This window comes from Psychrobacter submarinus (assembly GCF_904846685.1).
Taxonomy (GTDB): Bacteria; Pseudomonadota; Gammaproteobacteria; order Pseudomonadales; family Moraxellaceae; genus Psychrobacter; species Psychrobacter submarinus.
In genome coordinates this window covers 1,369,012-1,392,622 of the sequence record NZ_CAJHBQ010000001.1, presented here as the reverse complement: position 1 = coordinate 1,392,622, position 23,611 = coordinate 1,369,012, and the positions used below count along the sequence as shown (strand labels likewise).

General features: G+C 45.7%; 21 protein-coding genes. 9 read left to right on the top strand and 12 right to left on the bottom strand.

The window, feature by feature from the left end; genetic code table 11:
* Positions 1–11: 11 nt before the first annotated feature.
* Both JMY03_RS06155 and rdgB read right to left on the bottom strand, forming a co-directional pair.
* Positions 12–893: an IS982 family transposase gene (locus JMY03_RS06155; protein WP_201595979.1), complete on the bottom strand. Its 882-nt coding sequence runs from the start codon at positions 891–893 to the stop codon at positions 12–14.
* Positions 894–1,067: 174 nt separating this feature from the next.
* A complete protein-coding gene (gene rdgB, locus JMY03_RS06150; protein ID WP_390880008.1) occupies positions 1,068–1,751 on the bottom strand; it encodes an RdgB/HAM1 family non-canonical purine NTP pyrophosphatase in 684 nt (227 codons plus the stop codon).
* A 446-nt stretch (positions 1,752–2,197) separates the two neighbouring features.
* Between rdgB and JMY03_RS06145 the strand changes: the two genes are divergently transcribed.
* Positions 2,198–2,830, top strand: a complete 633-nt coding sequence (locus tag JMY03_RS06145) for a superoxide dismutase (RefSeq protein ID WP_025646282.1) — start codon at positions 2,198–2,200, stop codon at positions 2,828–2,830.
* A gap of 350 nt (positions 2,831–3,180) precedes the next feature.
* Here JMY03_RS06145 and JMY03_RS06140 read toward each other — a convergent pair whose 3' ends face one another.
* From JMY03_RS06140 to JMY03_RS06125, 4 genes are all read right to left on the bottom strand, one after another.
* Entirely contained in the window at positions 3,181–4,338 is a 1,158-nt protein-coding gene (locus JMY03_RS06140) for a metal-dependent hydrolase (protein ID WP_201601973.1), read from the bottom strand.
* 31 nt (positions 4,339–4,369) lie between these two features.
* Positions 4,370–5,188: a DUF72 domain-containing protein gene (locus tag JMY03_RS06135; RefSeq protein WP_201601971.1), complete on the bottom strand. Its 819-nt coding sequence runs from the start codon at positions 5,186–5,188 to the stop codon at positions 4,370–4,372.
* 108 nt (positions 5,189–5,296) lie between these two features.
* Complete coding sequence (locus JMY03_RS06130; protein WP_201602214.1) at positions 5,297–6,319, bottom strand: polyprenyl synthetase family protein; 1,023 nt, start codon at positions 6,317–6,319, stop codon at positions 5,297–5,299.
* Between the two features lie 364 nt (positions 6,320–6,683).
* A complete protein-coding gene (locus JMY03_RS06125) occupies positions 6,684–7,898 on the bottom strand; it encodes an IS256 family transposase (protein WP_201601968.1) in 1,215 nt (404 codons plus the stop codon).
* A 361-nt stretch (positions 7,899–8,259) separates the two neighbouring features.
* Between JMY03_RS06125 and fadB the strand changes: the two genes are divergently transcribed.
* The 4 genes from fadB to JMY03_RS06105 all read left to right on the top strand — a co-directional run bounded on the left by fadB (position 8,260) and on the right by JMY03_RS06105 (position 13,364).
* Positions 8,260–10,419: a fatty acid oxidation complex subunit alpha FadB gene (gene fadB / locus JMY03_RS06120; protein ID WP_201601966.1), complete on the top strand. Its 2,160-nt coding sequence runs from the start codon at positions 8,260–8,262 to the stop codon at positions 10,417–10,419.
* Between the two features lie 139 nt (positions 10,420–10,558).
* On the top strand, positions 10,559–11,728 hold the full coding sequence (gene fadA / locus JMY03_RS06115) for an acetyl-CoA C-acyltransferase FadA (protein WP_201601963.1): 1,170 nt from the start codon (positions 10,559–10,561) through the stop codon (positions 11,726–11,728).
* Between the two features lie 227 nt (positions 11,729–11,955).
* Entirely contained in the window at positions 11,956–12,531 is a 576-nt protein-coding gene (locus JMY03_RS06110; protein WP_201601955.1) for an isochorismatase family protein, read from the top strand.
* Between the two features lie 149 nt (positions 12,532–12,680).
* Positions 12,681–13,364: an HD domain-containing protein gene (locus JMY03_RS06105; RefSeq protein ID WP_265089606.1), complete on the top strand. Its 684-nt coding sequence runs from the start codon at positions 12,681–12,683 to the stop codon at positions 13,362–13,364.
* 91 nt (positions 13,365–13,455) lie between these two features.
* Here the strand turns inward: JMY03_RS06105 and asd are convergent, their stop codons facing one another.
* Positions 13,456–14,289 (bottom strand): archaetidylserine decarboxylase, encoded by an 834-nt coding sequence (gene asd / locus JMY03_RS06100; protein ID WP_201601952.1) that lies wholly within the window; start codon positions 14,287–14,289, stop codon positions 13,456–13,458.
* Positions 14,290–14,439: 150 nt separating this feature from the next.
* Between asd and dtd the strand changes: the two genes are divergently transcribed.
* Positions 14,440–14,895, top strand: coding sequence for a D-aminoacyl-tRNA deacylase (dtd, locus tag JMY03_RS06095; protein ID WP_201559022.1), 456 nt, complete (start codon positions 14,440–14,442; stop codon positions 14,893–14,895).
* Between the two features lie 12 nt (positions 14,896–14,907).
* Here the strand turns inward: dtd and JMY03_RS06090 are convergent, their stop codons facing one another.
* A complete protein-coding gene (locus JMY03_RS06090) occupies positions 14,908–15,522 on the bottom strand; it encodes a M23 family metallopeptidase (protein ID WP_201601948.1) in 615 nt (204 codons plus the stop codon).
* A 161-nt stretch (positions 15,523–15,683) separates the two neighbouring features.
* On the opposite strand from JMY03_RS06090, the gene JMY03_RS06085 reads away from it, so the two are divergent.
* Positions 15,684–16,391: a putative quorum-sensing-regulated virulence factor gene (locus tag JMY03_RS06085; RefSeq protein WP_201601943.1), complete on the top strand. Its 708-nt coding sequence runs from the start codon at positions 15,684–15,686 to the stop codon at positions 16,389–16,391.
* 44 nt (positions 16,392–16,435) lie between these two features.
* Here JMY03_RS06085 and JMY03_RS06080 read toward each other — a convergent pair whose 3' ends face one another.
* A complete protein-coding gene (locus JMY03_RS06080; RefSeq protein WP_201601941.1) occupies positions 16,436–17,410 on the bottom strand; it encodes an alpha/beta hydrolase family protein in 975 nt (324 codons plus the stop codon).
* 226 nt (positions 17,411–17,636) lie between these two features.
* Between JMY03_RS06080 and JMY03_RS06075 the strand changes: the two genes are divergently transcribed.
* Positions 17,637–18,314, top strand: a complete 678-nt coding sequence (locus JMY03_RS06075; protein WP_201602210.1) for an LOG family protein — start codon at positions 17,637–17,639, stop codon at positions 18,312–18,314.
* Between the two features lie 170 nt (positions 18,315–18,484).
* On the opposite strand, the gene JMY03_RS06070 is transcribed toward JMY03_RS06075, so the two are convergent.
* Positions 18,485–20,092 carry an FAD-dependent oxidoreductase gene (locus tag JMY03_RS06070; RefSeq protein ID WP_201602208.1) on the bottom strand — a complete coding sequence of 536 codons (1,608 nt, stop codon included), beginning with the start codon at positions 20,090–20,092 and terminating at the stop codon, positions 18,485–18,487.
* A 768-nt stretch (positions 20,093–20,860) separates the two neighbouring features.
* Here JMY03_RS06070 and JMY03_RS06065 point away from each other — a divergent pair.
* A complete protein-coding gene (locus JMY03_RS06065) occupies positions 20,861–21,133 on the top strand; it encodes a type B 50S ribosomal protein L31 (RefSeq protein WP_201601939.1) in 273 nt (90 codons plus the stop codon).
* A 105-nt stretch (positions 21,134–21,238) separates the two neighbouring features.
* On the opposite strand, the gene JMY03_RS06060 is transcribed toward JMY03_RS06065, so the two are convergent.
* Together JMY03_RS06060 and JMY03_RS06055 are read right to left on the bottom strand one after the other, a co-directional pair.
* Positions 21,239–22,096 carry an SGNH/GDSL hydrolase family protein gene (locus JMY03_RS06060; protein ID WP_201601937.1) on the bottom strand — a complete coding sequence of 286 codons (858 nt, stop codon included), beginning with the start codon at positions 22,094–22,096 and terminating at the stop codon, positions 21,239–21,241.
* Positions 22,090–23,496 carry a nicotinate phosphoribosyltransferase gene (locus JMY03_RS06055; protein WP_201601935.1) on the bottom strand — a complete coding sequence of 469 codons (1,407 nt, stop codon included), beginning with the start codon at positions 23,494–23,496 and terminating at the stop codon, positions 22,090–22,092. The genes JMY03_RS06060 and JMY03_RS06055 overlap by 7 nt, the downstream gene beginning before the upstream one ends.
* Positions 23,497–23,611: the final 115 nt, after the last annotated feature.

The following is a 23,611-nucleotide window of genomic DNA, read 5'->3' as shown; positions in this document are numbered from 1 at the left end:
AAACCCCACTCTCAACTTGAAATAAGCAAATCAAACTGAAGAGGCGGGTTACCAAGTTTTTTGTTGAGTACAAAGCACAGATTGTGTGAAAGAATCTTACGAATCAATCGATGAGACAAATGCCATAAATCTCTTGCTCGTACCTTTTGTATATTAAATCGTTCTGATAACTGACCAATGACTGTTTCAACGATACGGCGGGCTTTCATTAGCCGCCTTACCACAGGTTTGGGTCTATCCTCTTTCATGTTGGCTCTGAGTGGCGTTTGTAAATCCACGCCTTGAGCGTCGTAGTACGATGTCAGACTAGGGCTGATATACCCTTTATCAGCGCCAAGTAGCCCATGAATATGAGTGGTGATTTCTGGGGCAACCGCTCTTTCATCAACATTGGCAGGAGCAAAGGTAAAGCCTTTAATCATGCCCGATAAGTTAACAAGCAAATGTCCTTCAAAGCCATAGTACCTCTCTTGCTTAGCCGCACAGTAGCTAAAAGCCGCTAAGTCTTGATAGTTTTTATGCCGATAAGCGCGTCCATAATGACAGACGGGTATCGGAAAGCCATCCATAAAATGAATGTTGTCACGGCCCTCAAGTTCACTGACTTTATCTTGTATCTGCTGTTTGACTTGCCACAGATTGGCGCAGTGCTTTGCGAAGTTAGGGTATGAGCCGATGGCTGGAAACCAGTCTTGCCAATGCTGGGTAAAGTATTGCCAAATTTGTTTGTCTTGATCAAGGTGTAAAAATTCACCGACCATCTCCATGCAAATAACCTCAGGATCACTTAGCTTTGGCGCGTAACCTGCACTTCGCAAGGGTTTGGTGACGACTATTTTGTAATATTGCTCTACCATTAAATAGATATTGATGATAAATTCGTCTATGGGCATCTCACAACTCCATTGTATTCTTGGTCGAAAACAATAGATTAGTGAGGTGCTCTTCTTTTTTCAATCACTTTCGAAGTTGAGAGTGGGGTTAATTAAAGTAAAAGCTATCTGTTTACCTAAGCGTATATTTGCTTTAAATTGCTTGCAAAAAGCGATAAATGGATGCCCAAAACCTCATAATTGCTGCAATAATTGCCTAATCGCTTGTCCGCGATGACTGATTTGGTTTTTATGAGCGCTATCCAAACTTGCCGCCGTTGCCTCTAATTGGGGTAACCAAAATAGTGGATCATAACCAAAACCACCATCGCCATGTGGTGCGTCTAATATCTCGCCTTGCCATAAGCCTTGAGCGATAATCGGAAGCGGGTCATCAGCGTGACGGACCAGCGCTAGTACACAGACGAACATCCCCTTAATGGGTGCGTTTGGGTTTTGCTTACGCATAGGCTGCAAGTCAGCGATGAGCTTAGCGTTATTGTTAGCGTCATTGCCATGCTCGCCGGCATAGCGAGCAGAGTAGATGCCGGGCGCATTACCTAACACTGGCACACATAAGCCTGAATCATCGGCAATCGCCGGCAACCCGCTGCTACGGCTAGCATGACGCGCCTTGATAATGGCGTTCTCAACGAAGCTCAAACCGTCCTCAATCGCATCTGCTATATTGAGCTGACCTTGAGGTGTGATGGTAATGTCCAAGTTCGCTGCTGCAAATAATCGCTCAAACTCGGCAAGCTTGCCTTTATTATTACTAGCTAGCACCCATTCATTTTGTGCCGAGAATTGCTTCTGTCCTGAAAATTCGCTGAACTCATCCTTTGACGGGCTCTGTGCCAGCGTTTGCGAAGTGGGAATATTCATAAAAACTATCCAAGATTTGAGAAGTTGTGCTGCGTTATCCGCTAGCCTATACTAGTTAGCGAATGCTCTATAACATTTAGTAACGGACATCACCCGCGACTATTGTTATACTAGCTCACAAGCTACAGTGAATTATAGCTTACAGCTTATGTCCTTTGAGTTTACTTCTTATTCATTAGAATCTATAACATTGATTTAAATCGATAAGTAGCCACTCGGAGTCATTAAGCTCGTTTTAGGGTTATAACTTTTTAGATTTCTGATAAAGGAATTTATAATAAGGTGTCTAAGTACTTCAAGGTACTTCAAGCGCCAGTGCATATTCACTAATAATAAACTCAGCCAACTTAGTCTTCTATTTAATAGCGAGCTTTATCATCAAAACGGTGTAGAGATTACGGCTATAAAGTGTTGGCTAAAACAGCAAGGATAAAATAACTATGTCAAATATCAAACTACCAGACCTACCTTATGCCAAAGACGCACTAGAGCCACATATCAGTGCCGAGACACTAGAGTATCATCATGACAAGCACCATGCAGCTTACGTAAATAAATTAAAAGATATGCTACCAGGTTCTGGTCTTGAAGATAAGACACTGCCTGAGATCATCGAAGCTACGGCAAAAGACGATAGCAAACAAACCATGTTTAACCAAGCAGCGCAAGTCTGGAATCACACGTTCTACTGGAACTGCATGACGCCTGACAATGGCGGCGGCGAGCCAACAGGTGATCTAAAAGGTAAAATCGAAGAAGACTTCGGTAGCTATGACAAGTTCCGTGAAGAGTTCAAAAATGCAGCAACGTCACAGTTCGGTTCAGGTTGGGCATGGCTAGTTACTGACAAAGTTGGCGGCAAACTTTCTATCATGAAAACTAGCGATGCAGATAACCCACTTGCACACGATAAAATAGCCGTATTGACTTGTGATGTGTGGGAGCACGCTTACTACATCGATTATCGTAACCGTCGTCCTGACTATGTCGATACGTTCCTAGACAAGCTCGTGAACTGGGACTACGCAAACGCTAAATACAAAGGTCAAGATGCTGGTGTTGAAGGTAAATAAGCTACCTAGCTTTTGATTTGTAAATAAAAAGAGGACGCTAAGAGGCGTCCTTTTTTGGTTTACTGTTATCAGAAATTAGTTTCTATAGGGTGTGCCCTGCGCACCATTTATAAAAGTAAATTCTCAAACTAAATACCCTATATCTTAAGTGGCTTCTGCTATTCATATAAAACAAAGGTTAAAACAATCATTGGTGTGTAGGGGACGCGCTACGTTTTAACATTCAACTTGTTCAGAGTACCTCAAACTCAAACTTACTCAACGTTTCTCGCAATATCGAAATATTATAAGAAGAATGAGCATTAACTTTACCCCAAAAACCCAATCCTTGTCACCAATAATGACGAACTTTAATCAACCATTATCCAGCCACTATCTCCATCTACTATTGATTCATCAAACACGCGTTTAAAGCCTTGCTGAATCAGCTCAAAGCGTGACGGTGTGGGCTCGTTGTCTACTGTGATGATAGGTGCATCTATCGGGGTGATGGCTTGCCACTGCGCATGTTGATTGGCTTTCTCCGCTAATACAAAACTAAAGAAAGCCGTGTCACCTGCCATCATACGCAAATCATCAACGACCAGCTGTTCGGCTGCATCGCCAGTGGTAGAAGTGGCGGGTAGCATTTGGACGCGATACCCTGTCCAGTGACCAGAGAACCAGTCAAGACGCTGGGCATAGGGTCGGCTTTGTGCTGGCAGGTTTGTGCGTAGTGTCTGCGCATTATCATACTGCGTCAGATAGCGATATTCAGGCAAGCGGCTGTCTAAGACACTGCCGCGTATCTCAATCAGTCTATGCTCATTATTTTCGGCAACGGTACGCCACATAAGTATCGTCGGTAGGACGGGCATGGTTTTGATGCGCGTGGTATTGATATTAGCCACTGCCAAAGTTTGCTCCGCTTTGGATTGGGCGTGGTATTTTAATCCTAAGCCCAATAATAAATAACTGCTACTGAGCAGCAGCATCCAAACTGCAAGGCGCTGACAACTCATCAGCAGTCCTGCTTTAAATACCGCAAGTTTGCCTCCTTTAATAAGTCCCACGATCACCGCTATCAGGAGCGGCAGGGTATAGAGTGGATCAATAATAAAGACGGAGGCAATACTGATTGGGGTCATCTGCAACGGGTCTTGCAGCGGCCAAAATAGCTGCGTGCCGTAGACCGTAAAGCTGTCCAAGATAGGATGGGTGGTCAACACCAACGTCATGGCAAGTGCTAAGCGCCGCGTTGAATAAGGCAACGGCATATTGCGCCAGTGATGATAGCGACTGATTAGCCAAGCGCCGACGATACCTACTGCGCTCAGGACAAATAAAGAATGACTAAAGCTGCGATGGTAGGTCATGTCGCTGATGGGGTCGGGGTAGCTAATCAGCACATCCAAGTCAGGCAGCGTGCCCAGTATCGCCCCATATAGGTAGGCTTTGCGCCCCTGATATTTGCCAAGTAGTGCCCCTTGGACGCTCGCGCCCAAGACGATTTGACTGAGTGAATCCATAGCGCTCTTATTAAATTAGGGTTTAGGTTAACTACAGTACGTCAAAGTTATGCGCTATTAGCGCCTCTCGCAGCATAGCAATATTATAGTACGCGTGCGCATTGACGGTATTTTGAAAAAAAATATATAGCGTATCGAAATGCTGACGCTGATTGGCAATCGCTTGCGCCCAATTCTGCATCTCCGCCTCGCTATAGCGATAATCATGACGGTCGGCGGCGCTCATCGCGTCCCACCAGTTCAGATTGTTGCCATGCATACGCAGATAGCCTGTACGCTCGGTAAATATCAATCGTGATGGCGGTAGACCGCTGACTTTGGGATAATCGACACTGCACCAGATGATGCCTTGCTCACGAAAGCTATCGACCACTTGCGGCGTGTGCCATGCGTTATGACGAAACTCGACTGCTAGCGGATAATCGCCAAACCAGCTGACCAGATTGGCTAGATATAGCCGATGCTCGCGAGTACGGTCAAAGCCATGTGGGAACTGGAGCAGAAGAGGAGCAAGCGCATTTGCTTCGATCAGCGGCGTCAAGGCATTGAGAAAAGATTGTGCGTGCTCCGCTGTGCCCTTACGCGCATGAGTAAAGTCTTGGTGCAGCTTTACTGCAAACTTCAACTCGCTATCGGCTTGCTCATAAGCTTTATTAATCATACCGGTAAAGGCTTTTTGGCCGATAGGCGCATAAAAGGTACTATTAATCTCCACCGCGCCATATTGCTTGGCGTACTCACGTAAGAAATCGGTCTTTTTGGTACCCTTGGGATATAGCGTGCCCAGCAGGTCAGTATCGCTATAGCCGCCTGTGCCTAAATAGATGGTCGGAGTAGAATGATTATTCATATAGTCAGTTCAAAATAAAATTGTTATGAAATTAAGCGCGCTACGCCATTTTTATAGTGAATCGACTACAGTATCCTATTGCTAGCGGCCTTTATTACAGGTTCGACTTTACTTTTGTCGCTGCCACAGCCATTCGATAACCGCTAGTACGGCATTGTCGTCACCTAACTCACGAGTGATTGCACCGCGACCTTCTGCAAATAGCGACTGCGCGTAGTCTTTGGCTGCATCCACGCCCATGAGCTTCACGTAAGTTGATTTATCAAGCTTCTCATCGCTGCCAGCCGGTTTGCCCAGATCATCGGTATTTCCTGTCACATCCAAGATATCGTCTTGTACTTGAAAGGCCAGACCAATATGCTGGGCACAGTCCTGCAGTGCCATCCGCTGCGGCGCTGTAGCACCGGCGCATATTCCGCCCATCAGCAGCGCCGCTTCTATTAACGCGCCGGTCTTATCCCGGTGGATGGATTCCAAATCCATTTGCGATATGTCTGTACTCGCTTCAGCATTGAGATCGAGCATTTGCCCTGCCACCATACGCCGCGCTCGCGGTGCAAATACGGCCAAAAGCTTACTGGCTATCACCTCATTAAAAGGCGCAAAGGTGGGTATCTCGGCGCTAAGTACTTCAAAGGCTAAAGTTTGTAGCACGTCCCCTGCTAGCAAAGCGGTCGCCTCATCAAAGACGATATGAGCGGTGGGCTGGCCACGGCGCAGCTCATCATCATCCATACACGGCAAATCATCGTGTACAAGAGAGTAAGTGTGCAACAGCTCCACCGCTAATGCCGCTCTTCGGCACATATCATAATGGGCTTCATGGCGTAAAAGAGTCGCCAAGCCAGCTGGTTTATCTGCTATGGCGCTTGTCGTTTCGGCTTGTCCAGTAACTGAGGTCACATCATCAGTACTCGCGATAATACTAGCAAAAGCACTGGCGACTAATAAAGGCCGCACCAGCTTGCCTTCGCCGGTCATCACATAGCGACAAGCATCACCGAGCGGACTTGGCAAATTGGCGTAAGTAAATAGCGCTTCAATATCTGCGGCTAATTGTGTGCGTAACGAGTAAGAGAGCTGCTCAAAGGAGTCAAAAGGAACGAATTGCGAAGTGGAGGGGAGAGACATAAAGCTACCAATGACTAAGTGAAAAGACAAAAGCGAAAATCGCCTTAGTTTAGCATGAGTTTAGCATGATAGTGATAGCGGCTTATATAGCGACTGCGCAAGTATAGTCGCTTAGCCCGTATTGCGCGCGAGTAAGATTGGCTAAGCTTTGGTTACGTATTGATGATTTCATTCAGAGTGCTAATATGTTTTTATAATATAAGCGTTAAAGGCTTAATAACGATGAGTTGTAGAGCCGGCTCTTCGAGGGTGCTGCTATACAAATAAAGCATCTTGCAGAGTAGGTAAATGTCTCTTAAAGACTTAAGAGTGACTTACGAGTCCGGCTTTAGCGAGACCATCCCGAATTCTGTGTAACTGCCGTTTAGATTAAATGCTTGCTGATACGGTCATCAAACATAATCATAAAGCGATTTAAAGCAGACGTCCAGTTACGGATGGGCATCGACCACTTTTTAGAGGCCTGCTGGGTTGCCAGATATACTACCTTGAATGCTGCCTGATCAGAGGGAAACACCTTACGTTTATTCACCGCTGTCCGAATCACGCTGTTTAAAGACTCAATAGCATTGGTGGTATAGATGGCTTTTCTGATGTCTTTCGGATACTCAAAGAACACCGTTAAGCCCTCCCAGTTATTACGCCAAGACTTGATGACATGTGGGTACTTATCGCCCCACACCTCATCAAAGTGTTCAAGATTGGCCTCTGCTATCTCAAGCGTATCAGCGCCGTAGATGGCTTTTAAATCAGCCGCTATTGCCTTTTTATCCGTCCACGGCACAAACTTCATTGAATAGCGCACCATGTGTACGATACACAGCTGAACCTGTGCCTTTGGATAGACGGTATTGATGGCATCAGGGAAGCCCTTTAGACCGTCAACACAAGCGATTAAGATGTCTTGTACGCCACGGTTTTGAAGCTCGGTAAGAACACCTAGCCAGAACTTAGCGCCTTCATTCTCTGAGAGCCACATACCAAGCAGCTCTTTTTTACCACTAAGATTGACGCCTAGAGCTAGGTAAATGGCTTTGTTGATGATCTGCTTGTCTTGACGTACTTTGACGACAATGCAGTCCAAATAGACGATAGGATAAACACTACTCAGCGGTCTGTTCTGCCAAGCGGTGATGTCGTCTAAGATATTATCGGTGACTCTTGAAACTAAGCTACTGGAGATATCGACATCGTAGAGCTCTTTGATGCTCTCTACAATCTCGGTAGTGGTTTGGCCCTTGGCGTAAAGGAATATGATTTTATCATCAAGACCTGAGATACGGGTTTGATGCTTACTAACAAGTACAGGCTCAAAGCTGCTATCACGGTCTCTTGGGGTAGAGATCTCAAGATCGCCTGTGTCGCTACGGACGGTTTTTTTAGTGTGTCCATTGCGCTTATTAGGCTTGTCTGCTTTTTCATGCTTGGGGTAGCCGAGATGCTCTTCCATTTCTGCTTCTAAGGCAGTATCGATAAAGGATTGCATGAGCTGCTTTTGAAAGTCTTTGATGTCATCGAAGCTTTTCATGCTGCTGGCCATTTGCTCAGCCAGTTTCTTGATGTCAGATTGGTTAGTCATTGCTTATTCTCCTGTTAGTGGATTATAAGCAGTTACACAAAGTTTGGGAAACTCTCGCTTTAGCTTGTGACAGTCGCGGTTATAATCCCTAAACTGATTGTCGATACAGGCTAAAGGGCACTGATAGCAACATACATTGCAGTACGCTCTAACCGGTCAAAATTAAATAGCTGGTCTTTCATCTTATTGATCTTTTATTAATTATTATTTTTTACTACCTATTAGTTCTTACTAATAGCTATCAACGATAACTTTAATTCAAAAATGTAATCATTCAAATAATGAACCTTTTAATAAGCTTTGATTGTATCAATCAGCTTGTATAGCCCTATAAATCTTATAACCCAGCAAGGAGTTTCAAATGGTATATCAAGGAAATCGCATTACCGTGAGCATGCTAGAGGATGGCATTGCTAATATGCATTTTAATGCTGAAGGTGAGAGCGTCAATAAATTTGACATGGAAACCAATAAACAGCTTGGCGAAGCGGTGAGCGCTTTAGAACAAGCCGACGATGTTAAAGGTCTTATCGTCACTTCAGGCAAAGGCGTGTTTATCGCGGGCGCCGACATTACAGAATTTGTCGCTTCATTCCAAAAACCAGAAGATGAAATCAAAGACTGGGGCGTCAAAGTCAATGGTACTTTCAATCGCTTTGAAGACTTACCATTCCCGAAAGTTGCGGCTATCAATGGCGCGGCACTTGGCGGCGGCTGTGAGATGACTCTAGTGTGTGAATACCGTGTGATGAGCGAAAAAGCCAGCATCGGTCTGCCAGAGACGCAGCTCGGTATTTTCCCAGGTTTCGGTGGTACGGTGCGTAGTACTCGCGTCATCGGTATTGATAACGCTTTAGAGCTTATCGCGACGGGTAAGCCAAAAAAACCACTTGAAGCGCTAAAGTTAGGCTTAGTGGACGCTACTGTTGCCGCTGATGACTTGCAAAACGCGGCTGTTGATTTAGTCAAAAAATGTATCTCAGGTGAGCTTGATTGGCAAGCCAAACGTGAAGAGAAGCTCAATCCTGTTAAATTAAACCAGCTTGAGCAGGCCATGGCGTTCAATAGCGCTAAAGGCATGATCTTCTCAAAAGCCAATCCTAAGCAGTATCCAGCGCCAGCGCTCGCTATCGAAGCGATCGAAAAGCACGTCAATTTGCCACGTGACAAAGCTATCGAAGTTGAGGCCACTTATTTTGCCAAAGCTGCCAAAACGCCACAAGCTGAGAGCTTAGTCGGTCTGTTCTTAAATGATCAGCTGGTTAAGAAGCTGGCTAAGAAACACAGCAAACAAGCGCATGAAATCAATGAAGCCGCGGTATTAGGTGCAGGTATCATGGGCGGCGGTATCGCGTATCAAGCCGCTAGTAAAGGCTTGCCGATCATCATGAAAGACATCAAATCTGAGCAGTTAGATTTGGGTATGGGTGAAGCGAGTAAACTACTTGGCAAAATGGTCGAACGCAAAAAGATGACCCCAGCGAAAATGGGCGAAACCTTAAGCCGTATCCGTCCTACCTTGAACTATGGCGACTTTAGCGAGACTGATATCGTTATCGAAGCCGTAGTAGAAAATCCAAAAGTGAAGCACGCGGTACTCAAAGAAGTCGAAGGCTTAGTCAAAGAAGACGCGATTTTGGCTTCGAATACTTCAACGATCTCTATTACGCATTTAGCAGAAGTGCTTGAGCGTCCAGAGAACTTCGTTGGTATGCATTTCTTTAACCCAGTACACCGTATGCCGCTAGTTGAAGTGATCCGCGGTGAGAAGTCCTCTGAAGAAGCGATTGCCACCACGGTTGCGCTCGCAACTAAAATGGGTAAAGTGCCCGTCGTCGTCAATGACTGCCCAGGCTTCTTAGTGAACCGTGTCCTATTCCCATACTTTGGTGCTTTTGACTTATTACTTAAGCAAGGCGCAGACTTTACTCATGTCGATAAAGTTATGGAAAAATTCGGCTGGCCTATGGGTCCGGCTTATCTCATCGACGTCGTCGGTTTAGATACGGGCGTACACGGTGCAGAAGTTATGGCACAAGGTTTCCCTGATCGCATGAACCCTGATTATAAAGGCGCTATCCAGCATCTATATGAGAATGAGCGTCTCGGTCAAAAGAACGGCGTTGGCTTCTATAAGTACGAAACTGATAAGCGCGGTAAGCCGAAAAAAGTCGCTGATGAAGCCACTTATAAGCTGTTAGAAGTGACCACCGACAGCGACAAACAAGAGTTTGATGATCAAACGATCATCGACCGCACTATGCTAGCTTTCTGTAATGAGACGGTACGCTGCTTAGAAGATAATATCGTCAGCACCCCTGCTGAGGCCGACATGGCTATGATTATGGGTGTTGGTTTCCCGCCATTCCGCGGTGGTCCGTGCCGTTACATTGATCAATTGGGTCTAGATAACTATTTAGCGCTGTGTGAAAAATATGCACACCTTGGCAAAGCTTATGAAGCGCCGCAAAAGATTCGCGATATGGCAGCGGCTGGTGAGAGATTCTACCCTGTTGCATAACTGAGTCTTAACAACAGATAGACCACAGTGTATAGATAACCTATTAGGATAAGTGCCGTAAGCTTGCTAACTATTCGAGATTCATAATCTATCAAGCTAAGCATGACGGCGCTGACAACAAATTGAAAAGGAATACAGTATGACAACTTTAAGTCCAACAGACGTAGTCATCGTCGACGGTGTGCGTTCAGCGATGGGAAGAACCAAAAACGGTATGTTCCGTCATGTGCGTGCCGATAGCCTATCAGCTGAGCTGGTGCGCGCTTTAGTTGAGCGTAACGACTTCGATACCAATGATGTCGAAGATATCATTTGGGGCTGTGTTAACCAAACCCTAGAGCAAGGTATGAACATCGGTCGCAATATCGGCCTACTCGCTGATATCCCTAAGACTACTGGCGGCCAAACCGTCAACCGTCTATGCGGCTCATCGATGCAAGCTCTGCACACCGCAGCGGCGCAAATTATGACTGGTCAAGGTGATACCTTTATCATTGGCGGCGTTGAGCATATGGGTCACGTCGGTATGATGCACGGCATCGATCTAAACCCAGCCGCCTCTAAGCATTATGCCAAAGCCTCTAACATGATGGGGCTGACCGCCGAGATGCTGGGCCGCATGAACAATGTGAGCCGCGAAGAGCAAGATGCATTCGGTCTAGAGTCGCACCGCCGCGCTTGGGCAGCGACCACTGAGGGTCGTTTCGATAATGAGATCATCGGTATCGAAGGCCATGATGCAGATGGCCGTCTGCAGTTATGCACCGTCGATGAAGTGATTCGTCCAGATGCGACGATGGAGCAAATGCAAAAGCTACGTCCTGCATTTGATCCAAAAGGTAGCGTAACAGCGGCCACTTCATCAGCGTTATCTGATGGTGCATCCGCTATGCTAGTGATGAGCGCGCAAAAAGCCAAAGACTTAGGTCTTAAGCCGCGTGCTCGTATTCGTAGCATGGGTATCGCTGGCTGTGACGCTGCTATCATGGGCTATGGTCCTGTACCAGCATCACAAAAAGCACTAAAGCGCGCAGGCCTAAGCCTAGAAGACATACAAACTATCGAGCTGAACGAAGCTTTTGCTGCGCAAAGCTTGGCCGTTATTAAGTCTATGGGTCTAGAAGATAAGCAAGACATCATCAACATCAATGGTGGCGCGATCGCTTTAGGTCATCCACTTGGTTGTTCAGGCGCGCGTATCACTGTGACTTTGCTCAACGCTATGGAGCAGATGGATACTGAGATTGGCCTTGCGACCATGTGTATCGGTCTAGGTCAAGGTATCGCTACCGTTATTGAGCGCGTATAAGAGTACGAAATGACTTTTATTAAGCAATAATCTTAGTGATATAGCAAAGCCCTTAGCGAAATAGCTAAGGGCTTTTTTATGGTTGACTCTTATCTTTCACAAGGAAGAGGGCATATTTGAGCTTATCTCATTGACGCCCTAGCTAAACTATGACTAAATAAGAGATAGCATAAATTAATATTATAGGATTCTGTAGTACACGACTACAGTCGTACAAGGAGTGTAATATGCCTACTATGATTACCGATCGCACTTATCGTATCGCCCGCGAAAATACCCAAGCAATGATTATCGATGTCCAAGAACGCCTGACCCCGCATATCTTAGATCACGATAAGATCACTAAAAAGATAGTGACTTTAATTAAAGGTCTCCAAGCGCTCGATATCCCTATCATGCTCAATGAGCAATATAAAAAAGGACTAGGCGAGACCTTGCCTGAAATCACTGAAGTGCTAGAAGGCAGTAATGCCAAAGGCTTTGAAAAGGTGACTTTTAGCGCTTGTGATACGGATGATTCTTGGCACCATTTGGCGCAGCAAAATCGCAGCATCGTTATCTTATGCGGAGTTGAGACTCATGTTTGCGTCCTACAAACCGCGCTTGATCTACTAGATAACGGTATGCAGCCGGTCATCATTGGCGATGCAGTAGGTTCGCGTTTCCCTTATGATAAAAAACAAGCCATTCGCCGTATCCGCCGCGCAGGCGGGGTCATTACTACGGTTGAGACGATTTTATTTGAGCTATGCCGCAGTAGTAAAGATCCTGCTTTTAAGACTATTAGCAATTTGATTAAATAATAAGGTCAGGTGTGATGAGGCAGTCGGCTCTATAGTATATCTTTGAAGGATATTGATAAATGCGATGCTGCCGCGTAGCATACAGCAGCATCCCTAAACAGTATCGTGACTATTTCTCAAAACCAACGCTTCAAATCAACGAGTTTTTTATGTCTTTTCATCAATCCGCGACTGCCAGCCATCATAGCTCTATGCCTACTAACCAGATCTCTAATCCACAAAACAACCCTCAGTCCAATGACAGTTATCCTCCAAAAGATATGGAAGATATCACTCATTTCTTATTAGAGTTAGATGCACTAAAGCGCGTCAATCGCCGCAGTTATGTAACCAATACCGATCGCCGCGAGAATTCAGCCGAACATTCTTGGCATCTTGCCATGGCATGCTGGTCGATAGCGGAGCTGTTTGAGCTTGATGTCAATCATGAGCAGTTACTGAAGATGGCGCTCATTCATGATTTGGGCGAGATTGATGCAGGCGATACTTTTTTATATGCTGATACGCGTCAAGATGCACATATTAAAGAGCGCGATGGTATAGCCCGTCTACAAAGTGAGCGCGGCAATGGTATAGCAGATCTAAGTAAGATTTGGGAGGAGCAAGAAACTGGAAATAGCGCGGAGACTCAGCTACTCAAAGTCGTCGATCGCTTATTGCCATTTTTGCTCAACTTAAATACTGAAGGCAAAACGTGGCGTGAGCTTGGAGTGACACGTAGCCAAGTCGCAGGTGCGCATGCGTTTATTCAAGACAGCTTTGCTCCTATTCATAAATGGCTATCACACAATATTGACTATGCGACCCAGCAAGGATGGCTGATTGATAAGTAAATTTACAAAAACGCTAGGCATAGAAAAGCCCAGTTGAGCATTGCGATCTATGCTTAACTGAGCTTTTATTTTTTATTATATTAGAGATAAATTACGGTTTCGTGACACCCAGTAATTGACCCATCTTTACAAAACTATTGGCTTTCATGCTCTCTTGCCAATCCGCCTTTGCCGCTTTTGGCAAGACGACAATCGCGGTTGAGCCAAGATAGAAACGACCAAGCTCATCGCCTTTAGCCAGTTCCAGATTATGCTGCTGTTCTTGCATAGTATCGGTACGTGTGATTTTACCAGTAGCGACAGACTCAATGCCTGCGACAATCATAGCGCCAACCAGTACTACTGCGGCCTTACCGTACTGAGTATCAAACATACAAACCAGACGCTCGTTGCGCGCAAACAAATCAGGAATATTGGCCGCTGTGACCGTGTTGACCGAAAACAGCGTACCTGGTACGTAGCGCGTAGCCGTTAAAGTACCCGAAAATGGCATGTGTACGCGGTGATAGTTACTGGGCGCAAGATAAACCGTTGCAAAGCTACCATCTGCAAAATAATCACCATCAGTGCTATTGGCCAGCAGTTGACCGATATCATAGTCACGGCCTTTGGCTTGCAGGACTTTGTGATCTTTGATTTGCCCAAGCTGTGATATTATCCCATCAGCAGGACTAACGATACCGCCTGCAGTACTATCGATAGCGCGTGCATCGTCTTTTAGCTCGCGGGTAAAAAAGTCATTAAAGCTCTCATAAGCGTTGAGACTATCACGCTCATACTCTTCTAAAGTGACATTGTAAGCCTTGGCAAAGCTACGAATAAAGGCGCGTTTGACTAGCGGATGACGGCTAGCAGCCAAGCGTCCGGCAAGCTCACTTAATTGCTGCTGCGGCACAAACTGTTGCAGGGTGGTAAATAGAGTCATAAAAGCTACCTAACAATAAATTAAAAATAACGGCTAAAAATAATCATGATAATACCCTCATTTTATCATGATCCGCTTTTATCTGTGTGTGCATAAGTTATCTTTGCATAGTCAGCCTAACGTCTATTAATAGCTATAAAGGAGTGGTCAATGAAAGCGCTTATTCAGCGAGTAGGGCAGGCGAGTGTCGAGGTCGATGGTCAAAGCGTTGGCGCAATTGAGCATGGAGTATTGGCTTATATTGGTCTTGGTCCTGATGATGACTTACAGACTGCCAAGCGCATGATCGATAAAATACTGACCTATCGTATCTTTGAAAACGAAAATGATCCTAAAAAGGCGGGCAAGCTTGATCTGAATGTCCAGCAAGTCGGCGGTGGGTTATTATTGGTGTCGCAGTTTACTTTGATGGCGAAAACTGACAAAGGTCGTCGTCCTGATTTTGGCGGCGCGATGAGTCCTGAGGCGGCAGAGTCTTTATTTGCAGAGCTGATCGCTTATGCCAAGACTCAATATCCCAAAGTGGCGACGGGACAGTTTGGTGCAAATATGCAAGTGATGAGTATCAATGACGGACCGCTGAATTTTATAGTAGAGGTGTCCTAATTTAACAGCGCCCTAATCTTTTACTAATAAGGGATAAGGATTGACCGCGCGACCTTGGATATAGATACCATAGTGCACGTGCGGCGGTGTACCTTTAGCATTGCCGCTATCACCCACGTAGCCAATAATATCGCCGACTTCCACCCAGTCATTGACCGCAATGTCGCCGAACTCTTGCAGGTGAGCGTAATAATGTCCTGCGCCGCCTGGACCGACAATCACCACCACATTGCCGCCTAAGTTGTTTTCGCCTACTTTGCTGACGATACCATGGGTCGTGGCTTGCACAGGGGTGTGGCGCTCGGCGAAGATGTCGATGCCTTCGTGCGAGCGTCCAGCACTGCGAGCAGCGCCCCAAGTATCAGCCAAGTGCTGGCCGGGTAGCGGACTTGGTAGGCTATTATCCGTAGGTAGCGGCTCTTGTAGCAAAGTCGCCTGCTGCCACTTGCTAACGACAAAGCTTTGCGTCTGTAGACGTAGTGTTGGTAGCACTTTATCTATGACAAACAGCAGCGCAAACCATAAAGCCGCTCTGAATAATAGGCCGACTACACGTCCGATAAACCCAGGCTTCGGCGCTTTTTTATTAGTAGAATTAGGGAGAGGTGGCGGTTTAGTCGATGGCATGACGCGCTCTTGTAATTTGGTTGATAGGTATAATATACCTTTATATCATATTGTTTTTTAAGTGTATGTTTACCTTAGGATGGTTTATCACCCTATTTTATCACCTCAATAGTGACTATATTTTCAGCTGCATTTACAGCGACTACGAACTGACTTAGCTTATGACTGACCCTATGGATGAATTAGCAACCGCCCTTATTATCGATACCGAAACCGATCAAGGCCGTGATCCGCGTCCTATTCAAGTGGCGACTATCAATGTCGCTACCGGTTTTGAGTGGATGAAGTACTTTAATAGCGGCCGCACGATATCGCCGGTAGTCATTAAGGTTCATGGCATTACCGACGCTGATGTCGCAGGGTGTGAGCGGTTTGAATCTGATAAGTTTGAGCTACCAGAGTATCTGATAGGACATAACGTACGCTTTGATTGGCGCGTCATAGGTAGACCCTCTGCCAAGCTTATTTGTACAGTTAGACTGGCGCGCGTTGCCTTTCCAGAATGGCGCTACTATGGTCAGTCAAAGTGTATCGAACAGCTACTAGGCAAAGCCGAGGCGAGCCAAATGACCATCAAAGCCCACGACGCTTTGGGCGATGCACGGATGTGTTATTTGCTTTATAAAGCCTGCTGCGCGCGCCTGGAGATTGAACCAACCGACTTTGCCGCCGCGCATAAGATATCTAATACCGCAAGCCCTGTAAGTAGGATGCCTTTTGGTAAGCACAAAGGTAAGCTGATTAAAGATGTGCCTATCCATTATATAAAATGGATGCTAGGGAACATCCACAATATGCAGCCGACGCTGTATTCGGCGCTAACAAAGCGGGTAGAGGCAGAAAAAGTAAAAGAATCACCAGACTGCTAAGTGCTCACTTTTACCTGCCATCGTTTTAATATGATCTCAGTCGTTTAACTATGAGTTTTTAACCAATCTACTGCCATCTGCCACAGCTGCGGCACTTTGCTATAAGTTTTACGACTAAAATAGCGCATGTGCCCGATGTGACTGACGCCCAAATCTTTAGGATTTAGATAGTGTTTTTCTACTGGCATGTTAGGGAATACTCTAATCATATCGTCGATATTCTCGCTATTGGCAATGTCATCATCACTAAAGCCGAGCCATAATGAGGGCATAGTCAGCTCATCATAGTAGTGATTGTGAATGGTTTTACCTAGCGCGGTTTTGATATAGCCTGCGCCATTACACCACTCGCGCCACTGACGGGCGACTCCGCGTGGTAGTGGCTCGCCCATTCCGATTTTGTCAGCAGGCGTATAGCCTAAGACTAAATTAGTGAGTGGAATAAAGGCGTCCATAAAACCCATGGCTTTGAGCTTATAAGGCATCTCTAAGTTTTTGATACGTCCTGAGGAGCACGCGACATTAAAGATTGAGCTCAGAGCAGCATAGTTCGGCATTAGCCCAATAAGTTGACCACCAGCACTGTGGCCGATGAGATGGTAGCTGGCCTCAGGGAACTCGTACTGCAAAGCATCAAGCACCGCTGGCATATCATGGCGACCCCAGCTAATAAGAGAAGCATCAGACTTGGCTAGAGTCGTTGATAAAGACTGGCCGATACCTTCATTGTCATAGGTGATAACCCCAAAACCTTGCTCCGCCAAAAAAGTAGCAAAGCTATGATAAAACTGACGTTTGATACCTGTCGCCGGCGCTATCATGACCGCTGTTTTTATCTTTGACGCTGTACTGGTTTGCGGATGGTAAACAGTCGCTGCTAACGGCTGGTTGCGCTCAGTCATAATAGTTAAGGGATAGCTATCGATAGCGCTATTGTCAGTATTCTTTTTATAATGATCGACAGTATCGGCAGCTGAAGGAGTGGTAGTAGGCGTTACAAGAGCATCGTTATCAAGCATAATTATATCCTAAAAGCTTAAAGTGTCGTTATTGGGTAGTCAGAAGTCGTGAATGTCATTAGATGATAAAGCTTATGATAAGATACATAGTAGACTAAGCGAATTAAACAGTAAAATATAATATAGCTGAAATAAAAGCAGCATGACCGATACGCCAGTAGTGCTCATGCAGTATGAATAAACATTAGCCTAAAATAACAGTTAAATAAATATAGGACATATTATGATGCAAATGAAGATCAACAATGAAAATTATGAAGTCATTACCAGCAATGATATCTCAAACATAGAGCAGGCCGTCGATAAATCTAGCTTAAGTATGCCTCTAGTGGCGGTCTATTGCGGTTCGCGCTCGGGTAATAGCGAGATATACGAGCAGGCGGCGCGTGAGCTTGGCAGTGCTTTAGCCCGTAATGGTCTAGGTTTAGTCTATGGCGGCGCTAGCATCGGGCTGATGGGCGCAGTCGCGGATGAAGTTATCAAGGGCGACGCGCAAGCGGTTGGGGTGATTCCAACCTTTATGCTCAAGCACGAGATTGCTCATCAAGGTCTCACTCGCCTGCATCTGACCGATACTATGCACACGCGCAAGACGGTGATGGCCGAGTATGCTGATGCCTTTATTACTTTGCCTGGCGGCCTTGGTACGCTTGAGGAGATTATGGAGATTGCCACGTGGCGTCAGCTCTATCAGCACGAAAAACCGATGATTATTCTTAATATAAATGGTTTTTATGATCGTATGCTTGAGCATCTTAAGTTCACTACTGAGCAGGGCTTTATGAAGCAGCAGGATTTAGAGCGCTTAGTCGTCTGTAACACTATTGGGGAGGCAATTGAGCTGCTACAAACCATCGTCACTATCGACGATGAGGTCGATACCAAAAAGATGGTTGGCAATTAAACTGAGTGGCTACTCAGCTCTTAAATCCAGTTCTCAGATCCAGTTTTTAAATCTAACCCTTTAACCTAGTTATCTTAATAAAAAAGCGACCATTACAACGAGTAACGGTCGCTTTTTCATAGCCAGTCTTATCGATATGGTTATTAGATAAGAGTATGAAAACAATAAACCTAAACCTCAGCGGTCGTCAGACTATCTAAGGCCAACTCGCTAATTCCGTGGTTGACGCCTGCCATCGCTAAAGGAAAACCGCGCTGTTGAGCGAGCTTTTGGGCCATTTCGTGGACATCTGCGCTATCGTTGCGCGCTAAATAAGCCCAGTCATGAGTATAGCGAGCAGTGTTAGCGGCTAAGTCTTTATCTAACACTCCGATCTCTAATAACTGAGCGACGATTTCGTCAGCGGCGAGTAAAGTCGAGGAGGCTTTGACATTTTCAGCGCGCGCATAGTGTAAGTGCTTATAGAGGCTGACATCCGCTACGCGCAAGGTATCATCTTTACCGGGTATTTGCTGTCCACCGTACAGAGCATTGCCTACCGTACGCGCACTATTAAAGGTCGGTACAAACTCAGCCACATACTCAATTGCTTGCTGACTACGAGCTTGCAGGGGCGCTTTGTCCCAGCCATCTTCGATGTAATGCAGATATTGGGAAGGCAGTTTTGGCTGCGCACTGTTTTCACTAGAAGCCACTAAGCCATCATCGAACAATGTAATCGCTTTACTCATACCATGAATCTGAAAATAGCCGCCGGGGTAAGGCGTCAGCTGTGCCATTCCTTCTGGCGTGCCGCGTGCACCATATACGATGATCTCAGGGATCTGTCCGCCCGCATCTTCCCAATGAGTAATATAAGAGGATTTGAACTCGACCATACGCTCCACATCTACCCCGACCATATCGTCGATAATACCGGTGCGAAAGCCGCAGGCATTGATTAGATAATCGACTTCGATGGACTTAATAGCATTTGCATTCTTGCTATCTACTAAACTCATCTCAGACTTATCATCATTATCAAACGGTTTGGCGCGATGTTTTACGGGCTCATTATTGTGCTGATAGTCAATTCGCCATTTACTGACATGATGATTGGCATTATTACAGTCACTGCATTCAACGGCGTGCACTTGTGCAACTTGGGTATTGGTAAAGACATGAGCATTGTCATAACCTTCGAGAGCCAGCTGCGCTGAAGCGGCAAGGCGAAAGATATTCCAGCCATATTCTTGTACTACAATCAGTGGGTATTTGACTTTATTGAGGTCTAAATATTTAGCCACTGGAATGACCCATTCATCGAGAGTCTTCGGTACTGCGACTTGCTCACGTTCAGACAGCTCGATTAAGCGCTCATGGCTATAGAGCTGATAGTAATCTTCAGGCTCGCCAAGCACCTTATTGTTAGGGTCTTGAGCAATCAAGTCGCGATAAGCTTGGGTCAAAATATCAAGACGCGGCAATAAATCCTCAGGCAAACCCTCATCTCGTGTCGGTATCGCAAACACTGTAGGACGGACATCGATAGTGTAGGGATACAAGCGCAGGATATCGATACACTGCTTGAGTAGCGCCACGCAGTCCTCATCAGGAATCTCGCGGTATAAGTTGCCACCTGCATGTAGATGACACATAGGCGGACCATCGATTAAAGAGATCTTTTTTTCAAACAAATAGGTCTCAAGGCCTAAAGCGGCAAGGCGAATCGCAATAGTAGCGCCGGCCGTACCGCCGCCTAAGATACCAACGCGTTTAGATGCCGTTTTTTCACCCATCAGCGGCTGGCTCGCAAAAGGGCTAGTAAGGGGGTCAGGCGGTGTGCTTACTTTTTTGTCATGGGATTGAGTCATTATTCTGCTCTTATTATTTTAGCGTCGTCAACGGCTACGGAGTATTGATATTTGCTGACTAGAGTTGGAGAAATAACGGTAGCTCATTACTTGTGAGTACTCAGTGTTTTAAGCTCATAGACACTATGGGTTTAAAGCTATGGGTTCAAAATAGTCATATATAAAAGATATGCGTGCGCAACAGGCTAAGTTCAATGGAAAACAACAACTCTATACGTCATTAATTACTTAAAGGTAATAACAAAAATTATGTAGCTGCACTTATCATGTAGGATTATATTTTATAAAAAACTAAAGAAAGTATCAGAGTAAATACGTAAGTATATGCATTAGTTTTGTCAGTAAAAACTAAAAATAGGTAAGAAAAAGGTAGATGAAATACACTGATGAGAATAAGTATTATCACGAGCCTTAAGCGTTTAATTATATCGCTAATACTTATGCCTTTAATGATGAGTTGACATAGACGTTAAGCACAGCTCACGAGACACCACTTGCATCAAAATCCAAAAACCGTTAAAATCGCGGTTCAATTTTCCCGCTGGGGAAAGGCTAAGAGAGCAAAAGTGTGGTGTTGGATGCTGGAATAAGCCAGTGATGCAATGGCTAGACTTACAGATGTGCTTAGTGCCTCAGTTACGTATGCTTAAAGCTTCAATAAGCAGGCATACATCGGACTTAAGAGAGTTTATTATGCGTAAAGATATTCACCCAGATTACCAAGAAGTTCTATTCCACGATACTAACGCTGACGTGTATTTTTTAACTCGTTCAACAGCAAAAACTAAAGCGACACGCGAGTATGAAGGCAAAGAGTATCCTTACTATCCGTTAGATATCTCAAGTGCCTCACATCCATTCTACACCGGCGAGCAGCGTAAGAGCTCTACCGAAGGCCGTGTGGCAAGCTTCAACAAACGCTTTGGCGCGTTTGGTGGTCGTAGCAAAAAAGCAAAAGCTGAATAATTGGCTTTTACTGAACGAAAAGCTAAAGCTTGAGTTCAAGCACCATTCAAAAAAACCGCTGAACAGTCAGCGGTTTTTTTATGCAAAAATAATAGTTTTTATCTGTTATGCGGTGCTAGAACGGGTAGCCGAGGGGTCAAACAGTTCCGCTATAAGCTCGGCTAACTGCTGCGCCCAATACCCATACATTAGGCTGCTCGGATGAAAACCATCATCAGCAAACATGACTGAGATATCAATAGGCGCACCATTTGCATGCTCATCTATCATCCGCGCAAAATCGGTTGCCATGTACGTCACGCCATCGTGAGCATGACAGACTTGCTGCAATATGTCATCGAGCTTTGCTGCTTTACTCGCTACAAAATGACTCAAAGGCGCAGGCAATGCTGGCATTTTCTCCATTTGCGGCAATCTGGCAAAGATCAGCTGCCGCACGGCAAATTTACGCTGAGCAATAGCAATAATAGCTTCGAGCCGCTGCTGCCACTCAGCCGCTGCGACCTTGGATGTCGTATCATTAACTCCAACACTGATGACCATGACATCAAGTGGCTGACTGGGTTTAGGGAGGACATATAAGCGGCGCAAAATATCAAAGCTCGTGTGTCCCGTTGTCGCCTGTACTGACCAGCTCAGTGTAGCAAACTGCTGGCCAAAGCCTTGATTACCCAACGCTTGTTGCTGTAGAGCAGGTATCAGTTGACCTGCTAGCGCATCTTGTTGGGTTTGGCTGCCCACTCCAGCTGCCGCCGAATCACCGACCACCATAACGCTTAAGGTATGGTCATTGTCGTTTGTTATTTGCTGGATGGCGTCAGTAAGCTTAACTCGTCCATGACGTTCGCCCTCAGGCTCAGGCAAGCGCACCGTGTCACGTTTGACCTTGTAGCCTTGATATAGATAGATCGGCGCTAGCAGCATCTCTTTTGCCGCGCCAGCTATTGTAGTCGTCGCTACCATCCTGTACGCTCCCGAATCGTAGTTAAAGTATCATCGATAAGTAGTTTGCCATCGACATAGACATCGCGTAGTAAGCTTTGAGCGCTATTATCAAGGTGATCAAGCTCATCTACTGTAATGGTTTTTAGCTGACCGCTGCTATCTTTTATCAAGGCCAGTCGGCCTTTTTTTGAGCGCTTTGAGTGACTGGTGACAGGGTCTTTGTAGATATCTATCCATTTGCCATCGATACAGATAGCGCTGGCTTTCATCGCCCAGCTCATCGTGTCGCGGTTGACTTGTTGTAGCAGACCGCCACCCATACCAAAGGTAATATTCTCCGCGCTAAAACCAGCATCCATCACCGCATTGATGATTTTGCCTAAGCTTTGCGCGTTGATACCATCGCCTTGAATAATGCGAACGTAATCTGGCAACACTTTATAGCCTTTGCTATTGATAGTGGTGCCAAATTTTACCGCTAAGCGCTCTAACGCTTCACGGACAACCTTAGTCGGCTCACCGCTATCAGGACGAATGACTAAAGTACCACCCATGTTTTCAACCGCTTCTTTTAGCTCATCGCCCCAGATGTTGTCGATAGCGTTCCATAAGTCGTAACTGTCAGAGACCACCGAAAAGGCTTTGTCTGGACCGCCGAATTGTTCAATCATATTGGCAAAAGCAGCGGTCTCGCCATCGCGGCCCCAAGCAGTCATGGTACTGTGCTCAGCAGCAGGAATGGAGAAAGCGGCCATCTGTTTATCCATACCATACCAGCGACTAGCAGCCACTAACGCGGTCATCGAGTCAGTACCTGAAAAGTTCACTAAGTTCGCCAAACTACCCAGCGCTACCGACTCAAAACTCGACGCCCCGCGAGCGCCAAAATCATGTAAGCGAAAGGGTAGTGAGTCCGTAGTATCGGCAGACTTCTCAAGCGCCTTATGGATAATAGTCCTACAGTAGTAAGAAACGCTCGCCACCGTCGAGGGATACCAAATCGCGCGTAGCAGCGCAGTTTCGATATAGCTTGGCATCCAATAAAACTCAGGATCGGTATTGACGATCTGACAGACGACATTAGAGACAGGGACGATACTGCCTTCAGGTACCGCTTCGATACGTAGTGGCAGATAGCCGCCATGTTTTTCTAGCAAGCGCTCCCAGCCTGTACGATTAAAGGTCAAGCCGTGCGCTGTTATCACCAGCTCAGCTTCATCGATATCTTGCTGAGTGATTGGGCGACTTAGATACTCCTTAATAAAGGCTTGTAGACCAAAAAAGACCACATCGTAGTCGCCCTTGCGCGCCTCGACATAGCTTGACATATACTCGCTCCCGGGCGGATATTGCACCCAGTGCGAGGTTTTGTAACTATCAGAATTTAAAATTAAATTGTTGAAATTATCAGTATACATCACAGAACTCCTCTGCTTTTTGATGTCGCTGTTTGCTTTGTAAACAAGTTACGACGGAATAAGCCTTTGCCGTCTATCGGCTTAGGCATTGAAAATTTTTTATGAAGACGCCTGA